The following is a 3,265-nucleotide window of genomic DNA, read 5'->3' on the forward strand; positions in this document are numbered from 1 at the left end:
CGGCGCCCGCAGCGCCGATGCCCCCCGCGCCGCCGGGCGGTCCGCTCGGCAGCGGCCCGCCCGTTCCCGACAGCGCCAGCTGCGGGCGCCAGTCGAAGCCGTCGAGCCGTGCGCTCAGCAGCGCGCGCCGCTCGCCGCCCGCGCCCGGCCCGAAGCGCAGCCGCACGCCGCACTGCTCGCCCGGCGCGAGCGTCTCGCCGACGCACTCCTGCGTGCTGAGCACGAAGTCACCCGCGTGCTCGCCGCCGACGCGCAGCGCCGCGACCCGCACCGGCACGTCGCCGACGTTGCGCAGCGTCGCCGCCCGCGGCGCGCCGAGGAAGCCCTCCGGCTGTGCGCCGAAGGCGATCGCGGAGACGTCGAACTGGAGCGGCGAGTGGTCCTCCAGCCGCACCGCGACGATGTCGCCGAAGCCGACCCGCTGCGGCCCGGCGGCGCTCTCGGCGCCACCGTGCAGCGACGCTCTCCAGCCGCCCGCGCCGGTCACGCCGATCCCGTCGAGCTGCTTCAGCAGGCCGCCGGAGAAGGTCAGCGACGCGATGCAGCCGGCCGGGCGCGAGCTGAGCCGCGCGGCCTCCAGCAGCTGCGCGACCGTCGCCCCGACCGGCGCGTCGGTCGCGCACAGGCGGGCGTCGCCGTGACCGGGGTCGACGACCAGCGCGACCGGCACGACCGTGCCGTCGGCGTCGTCCGGCACCGGCCGCAGCCGCGGATCGGCCGGGTTCGCCCGCGGCGGCGCGCCGACGACGAACGCCGCGGCGCTCAGCGCCCGCAGCGCGTCCGCGGTCGCGTACTCGTTGGCGCTGCCGTTGACCGTCCAGGCGCCGGCGTCCGGGCCGCTCGTCGCCTGCGCCGCGAGCAGCCAGTCGACGGTCTTCTCGTCCTCCGCGGTCCAGCCGGCGGCGCCGCGGCGGATGCCGCACTCGCCGAGCCCGTCGAGCGCCCAACTGGTCGAGTTGACGTTGCCGATCGCGCCTCCCTGAGCGCGGGTCGTGCGCAGAAAGGAGATCCCGCCCGCGACCGAGCTGTCGGCGGGCGTGCGGCCGGCGGCGCAGAGCGCGCCGATCGCCGCGCCGGTCGAGTCGACGTCGCTGCGGCCGGCTCTCGTCGCCGGGTCGGTCGCGGGGTAGCTCGTGTAGCCGCCGTCGTCGTGCTGGTTGCGCTCGACGACGCGGGCGGTCCGCTCGCGCAAGGCGTCGGGGACCGGCAGCGCCGACAGCGCCAGCAGCCCGAAGATCGTGTGGTTGAGGACCGACGTCTGCGACGTGAACCAGCCGTCGCGGTACCAGGCCGCGAGGCCGGCGAGCATGTTGCGCTGCGGCGACAGCCGCGTCGCGTGCAGGCCGGCTGCGTGCGCCTGCAGGATCGCCCGCTCCCAGTCGGTCGCCTGCTCGTCGGTGAAGGCCCACCAGTCGGCCGGGTCGTTGACGGTCCAGACCTGCAGCTGGCCGTCCTGGGCGCTGGGGCCGGCCGCGCCGCCGCCGGCGGGGACGTGCCGCAGGTCGGCCGGGTGGACGCCGGCGCCCGCGATCCCCAGCAGCGCCCACGCCGGGTCGAGGCCGCTGTTGACGCCGAAGGAGCCGTCGGCGTGCTGGCGCCCGTGCAGCCACGCGACCGCGCGCTGCACGGCGGCGGCGACCTCGGTGTCGCTTGCGGCGCGCGCCGGGGCAGCGCTGCTCAGCGCGGCCGTGACGGCGCACGCGAACGTCAGCGCGGCGGCCGCGAGGCACGCCGCGACGCGGGGTCCGCGGACCCTTCGTTGCATGTCGATGCTCCTGTCCTGAGGGCGGCGACACGCACGGGTCGAAGACGCGTGAGAGAAGCCGCCTTGATCGCGAGGCGGATGTTCTGCTCACCGGGTCTTCGGGCTCGGGTTCGACCTCTCGGATCTCCTTCCCAAGCCGTCTTCCGGCTCAGTGGACCTGCGATCCGATCGTCACCCACACCGCTGCGCGACAGCCCCGGATTCACACCGGAGTTCCCCGCTTTCGTGAGCGCCGAGAACGCTAGCGCGCCCGTCAAGCCGGCGACGCCGATCGGGTGCCGCGTGGGTCGAGCCGGGCGCGTGCCGGTCTGGGCTGCGCTAGGCTGCCGCGCCACATATTCGGGATGGGCGGTTCGGGAAGCCGGTGCAAGACCGGCGCGGGCCCGCCACTGTGACCGAGGACCGCCCGTCGCACGCGACGACGCAGCCACTGGGCAACCGCCTGGGAAGGCGCGACGGGTCAGCTCGGAAGCCAGGAGACCTGCCGCCGATCCGACACGTCGAACGCCCTCGTGGAAAGGGGCCGAGATGCGCATCCCCCATGCGACGCTTGCCGTCGCGCTCACGCTTCCGATCGTCGCCGGCACCGCCGTGCCCGCGCTCGCCGCACCAGCCGACGTGCGCGTCCGCGTCGAAGGCGTCGCCGGCACCCTCTTCGACCGCGTCGTGCGGACCGACGGCCGCACGCTGCAGGCGGCCTCCGACAGAGCGGCGCGCCGCTGCGACGGGACCAACCTCGGCGCCAACCCGGCCCCCGGACCGACCGCGACCGCCGCCGCCGTCGATGCGATCGAGTCGCTCGGGCACGGCTTCGACGGCACCTGGACGCCCGGCTTCGACGACTACTTCATCACCCGCTTCGGGGCCGAGCGGGACGGCGGCGACCACTGGTGGGGGATCCTCGTCAACCGCGTCTTCACGCCCGTCGGCGGCTGCCAGTTCCAGGTCCGCGGCGGCGACGAGGTGCTGTGGGTCAACGACGCCTTCAGCGCGCGGCCGTTCCTGTGGCTCGACGGCCCGGCGGGCGCGAACGTGCCGGCGACCGTCGCGCTCGGCCAGCCGCTGACGGTGACGGTCACCGCGACGAGATCGAGCACCGAGAGCGACCAGACGAGCGGCCCGCCCTACGCCGGGGCGCTCGTCACGGCGGTCGACGCCGGCGGGCAGCCGGCGGCGGGGGTGGTCGCCACCGCCGCCAGCGACGCCGACGGCCGCGCGACGGTGACGTTCGCCGTGCCCGGCTGGCAGCGGCTGAAGGCGCGGGCGGGCGGGCTCGCCCCGAGCGGCCGGCCGGCCGCGATCGCCTCCAACAGCGTCGACGTCTGCGTCGAGGCGGTGCCGGGCGCGGGCTGCGCCGGCAGCCCGCCGAGCCAGCAGCCGATCGTGCCGGAGCGGCTGCGCCCGACACCGCCCGCACCGACGCCGCCGGCGCCCCAGCCGCCTGGGCCGCCGCCCGGCGCCACGCCCCAGCCGGACGCGACGCCGGTCAAGTCGGGTCGT

General features: G+C 76.6%; 2 protein-coding genes and 2 riboswitches. Of the genes, one reads left to right on the plus strand and one right to left on the minus strand.

Annotation, left to right across the window (positions count from 1 at the left end; all coding sequences use genetic code 11):
- Window positions 1–1,765, minus strand: a 1,765-nt coding sequence (locus R7226_RS31125) for a hypothetical protein (protein ID WP_318601442.1), incomplete at its 3' end; no start/stop codon positions are given.
- A 72-nt stretch (window positions 1,766–1,837) separates the two neighbouring features.
- Window positions 1,838–2,029, minus strand: a riboswitch (cobalamin riboswitch).
- A 68-nt stretch (window positions 2,030–2,097) separates the two neighbouring features.
- Window positions 2,098–2,268, plus strand: a riboswitch (cobalamin riboswitch).
- A 25-nt stretch (window positions 2,269–2,293) separates the two neighbouring features.
- Here R7226_RS31125 and R7226_RS31130 point away from each other — a divergent pair.
- On the plus strand, window positions 2,294–3,265 hold a 972-nt coding region (locus R7226_RS31130; protein WP_318601444.1), incomplete at its 3' end, for a carboxypeptidase-like regulatory domain-containing protein.

Source organism: Conexibacter stalactiti (genome assembly GCF_033542075.1).
Classification (GTDB): domain Bacteria; phylum Actinomycetota; class Thermoleophilia; order Solirubrobacterales; family Solirubrobacteraceae; genus Conexibacter; species Conexibacter stalactiti.